The organism is Cellulomonas sp. EB106-03-03-XG116, assembly GCF_058792015.1.
The window spans coordinates 1-2,903 of record NZ_JBYTEP010000116.1; the positions used below are offsets into that span (position 1 = coordinate 1).

The window sequence follows — 2,903 nt, forward strand, 5'->3', positions numbered from 1 at the left end:
AGAGAGAGAAAAGAAAAGGAAGGAGGAGGAAGAGGAAGAGGGGGAGAAGAGAAAGAGAAAAAGCGGCGCCCGCGCGGTGCCCGGCGCAGACGCGGCGGACATCCCGCCGAGGTAGCCGACGTAGGCGGGGACCAGGGGCAGCACGCAGGGCGACGCGAACGACACCAGCCCCGCGAGCAGCGCCACGGGGACCGCCGCGAGCAGCGAGCCCGAGGTGGCCGCCTGCGCGAACGAGTCCCCGACGTCGGCGAGCATCACGCGGAGGCCCCGCCGTCCTCGGCGAGCACCTCGTCGATCAGAGCGCGCAGCGTCGAGCCCTCGGCCAGGCCGACGATCCGCGCCGCGACCTTGCCGTCCCGGTCGAGCACGACCGTCGTCGGCGTCGCCTGGATCGGCACGATGCCCTGCAGCGCCGCGATGGCGTGCTTGTCCCGGTCGTCGATGCTCGGGTACGGCACGTCGAAGTTCTGCTGGAACGGCTCGGCCGCCCCGGCGTCGTCGACCCCGTTGATGCCGAGCAGGTGCACGCCGGAGTCCGCGTACTCGTTCGCGATGTCGACGAGGTCGGGCGCCTCCTCCCGGCACGGCGGGCACGCCGCGTACCAGGTGTTGAGCACGACGACGTCGCCCCGCCAGTCCGCGATGTCCACGGCGTCCCCGGCGTAGTCCGTGCCGGCGACCTCGACGGGGCCCTGCCGGTCGGCGACGGCCCACTGCGTGAACGAGCCGTCGCCCGAGACGTAGCCCTGGTCGGCCACGTCGGTGTCCGAGCCCGTGCCGTCGCCCCCGCCGGAGCACGCGGCGAGCGCGAGGGCGGCGCCGAGCGCGACGGCGGCCGCGGCGGCGCGACGCGCCCGGGTGCGGGCGCGCGGGCGGCTGCGGGTCGTCATGCGCCCGCCACCGCCGAGGCCCCCGGCAGCAGGTCGGCCGCGGGCTCGGTGTAGCCGATGCGCACCAGGTGGTCGTCCTCGTAGGTCAGCGAGGTCAGCGACGCGAGCGAGCACTGACGGCGGCGCGGGTCGTGCCACAGCCGGCGGTCCTCCAGCGCGAGCCGGGTGACCCAGATCGGCAGCTGGTGGCTGACCAGCACCGCCTCGTGCCCGCGGGCGGCGTCGCGCGCGCGCTCGACGACGGCGAGCATCCGCCCGACCTGCTGCCGGTACGGCTCGCCCCAGGACGGCCGGAACGGGTTCACCAGCAGCGGCCAGTGCCGCGGGTGCCGCAGCGAGCCGTCGCCGACGCCGAACGTTAGGCCCTGGAACCGGTTCTCGGCCTCGAGCAGCCGCTCGTCCGTGGTGACGGGAAGGCCCAGCGCCTCGGCGATCGGGGCGACCGTCTCCTGGGCGCGCGTCAGCGGCGACGCGAACAGCGCGGTGACGTCGCGGCGCGGCCCGTCGAGCCGTCCGGCCAGGTGCGCGGCGACGCGCTCGGCCATCTCCCGGCCCCGCTCGGACAGGTGGTACCCGTCGAGCCGTCCGTAGAGCACGCCCTCGGGGTTGTGCACCTCGCCGTGCCGCATGAGGTGGATGGTGGTGGCGACCATGGGGTCAGTCTCGCAAACCCGGCTGGGTGGTCGGACCGCGCCGGGGTGCGGAGCCCCGCCGGATCAGCGGCCGGCGGCCTCCGCGTCGGCCTCGACCTGGGCGCAGCCGGCCTGCAGCGCGGCGCCGACGGCGGCCATCGCGTCGCCCAGGGCCTGCATCTGCGCCGGCGAGAGCACGTCGACGAGGTGCGCGCGCACCGACTCGACGTGCGACGGCGCGGCGTCGACGAGGCGCCGCCAGCCGGTCTCCGTCATGGTGCAGTTCACACCGCGGGCGTCCTCCAGGCAGGGGGCGCGCTCGACCAGGCCGGCGGCCTCCATGCGGCGGACGGTGTGCGTGAGCCGGCTCCGGGAGTGCGCGAGCTCGCCGGCGAGCTCCGACATCCGGAGCGTGCGCTGCGGCGCCTCGGACAGCCGGACCAGCACCTCGTACTCGCCGAGCGACAGGCCGGAGTCCTGCTCCAGCTCGTGCGCGAGCACGTCGAGCAGCCGCGCCGTGCCGTCCCGGTACGCACGCCAGGCGCGCTGCTCGTCCGCCGTCAGCCAGCGGACGTCGTCGTGCTCCCGCGGCGCCCTGGTGGTCGCGCTCCCGCTGGTCGTGGTGCTCATCGCCGTCCTCCTCCCGCGCCTCCCTGTGACGTCGATGGCCGATCGTCCCACAGGCCTTGCGCAGCGGGCTCCACTGTAGTAGAAATCTCAACTAACCGCAGTTGACGCTTCAACCAATACTTCCGCAGGAGGCACCATGTCGACCACGACGCTCCCCACCGCCCTCACCGCCGGCACCTGGGCGATCGACCCCTCGCACACCGAGGCGTCCTTCACCGTCCGCCACGCGGGCATCTCCAAGGTCCGTGGCACCGTCGCGGTGACCTCCGGCACCATCACCGTCGCCGAGGACCTCACGCTGTCCGGCGTGACCGCCACGCTCGACCCGTCGACCATCACCACCGGCGACGCGAACCGCGACGGCCACCTCAAGGGCTCGACCGACTTCTTCGACCTGGAGAAGTTCGGCGAGTGGACCTTCGCCTCGACCTCGGTCGCCGCGGACGGCGAGGACTACGTCGTGACCGGCGACCTCACCATCAACGGCGTGACCAAGACCGTCGAGCTGGCCACCGAGTTCGGCGGCGCGGCGACCGACCCGTTCGGCAACCAGCGCGCGGGCTTCTCCGCCTCGGTGACCGTCTCCCGCAAGGAGTTCGGCATCACCTGGAACGCGGCCCTCGAGGCCGGCGGCGTCCTGGTGTCCGACAAGGTCGTCATCAACCTCGAGGTCTCGGCCATCAAGCAGGCCTGAGCCTCCGCACGACCCCGCCGCCCCCGGCTGCGCCGCGCGCGCACGCCGGGGGCGGTG

Annotated in this window: 4 protein-coding genes and 1 pseudogene; 1 reads left to right on the plus strand and 4 read right to left on the minus strand. The window is 73.9% G+C overall.

Annotated features, from left to right (window positions below; translation table 11 throughout):
• The 4 genes and pseudogenes from AC3WUG_RS19525 to AC3WUG_RS19540 form a co-directional block, all read right to left on the minus strand.
• A pseudogene (locus AC3WUG_RS19525) lies at positions 1-255 on the minus strand (cytochrome c biogenesis protein CcdA); the annotation flags it as partial.
• Complete coding sequence (locus AC3WUG_RS19530; RefSeq protein ID WP_492329189.1) at positions 255-890, minus strand: TlpA family protein disulfide reductase; 636 nt, start codon at positions 888-890, stop codon at positions 255-257. The gene AC3WUG_RS19530 and the pseudogene AC3WUG_RS19525, both read right to left, overlap by 1 nt.
• Positions 887-1,543 (minus strand): histidine phosphatase family protein, encoded by a 657-nt coding sequence (locus tag AC3WUG_RS19535; RefSeq protein WP_492329190.1) that lies wholly within the window; start codon positions 1,541-1,543, stop codon positions 887-889. Before AC3WUG_RS19535 ends, AC3WUG_RS19530 begins: the two co-directional genes overlap by 4 nt.
• Before the next feature lie 63 nt (positions 1,544-1,606).
• A complete protein-coding gene (locus AC3WUG_RS19540) occupies positions 1,607-2,152 on the minus strand; it encodes a MarR family winged helix-turn-helix transcriptional regulator (RefSeq protein ID WP_492329191.1) in 546 nt (181 codons plus the stop codon).
• A 136-nt stretch (positions 2,153-2,288) separates the two neighbouring features.
• Between AC3WUG_RS19540 and AC3WUG_RS19545 the strand changes: the two genes are divergently transcribed.
• Positions 2,289-2,846: a YceI family protein gene (locus AC3WUG_RS19545; RefSeq protein WP_492329192.1), complete on the plus strand. Its 558-nt coding sequence runs from the start codon at positions 2,289-2,291 to the stop codon at positions 2,844-2,846.
• Positions 2,847-2,903 lie beyond the last annotated feature (57 nt).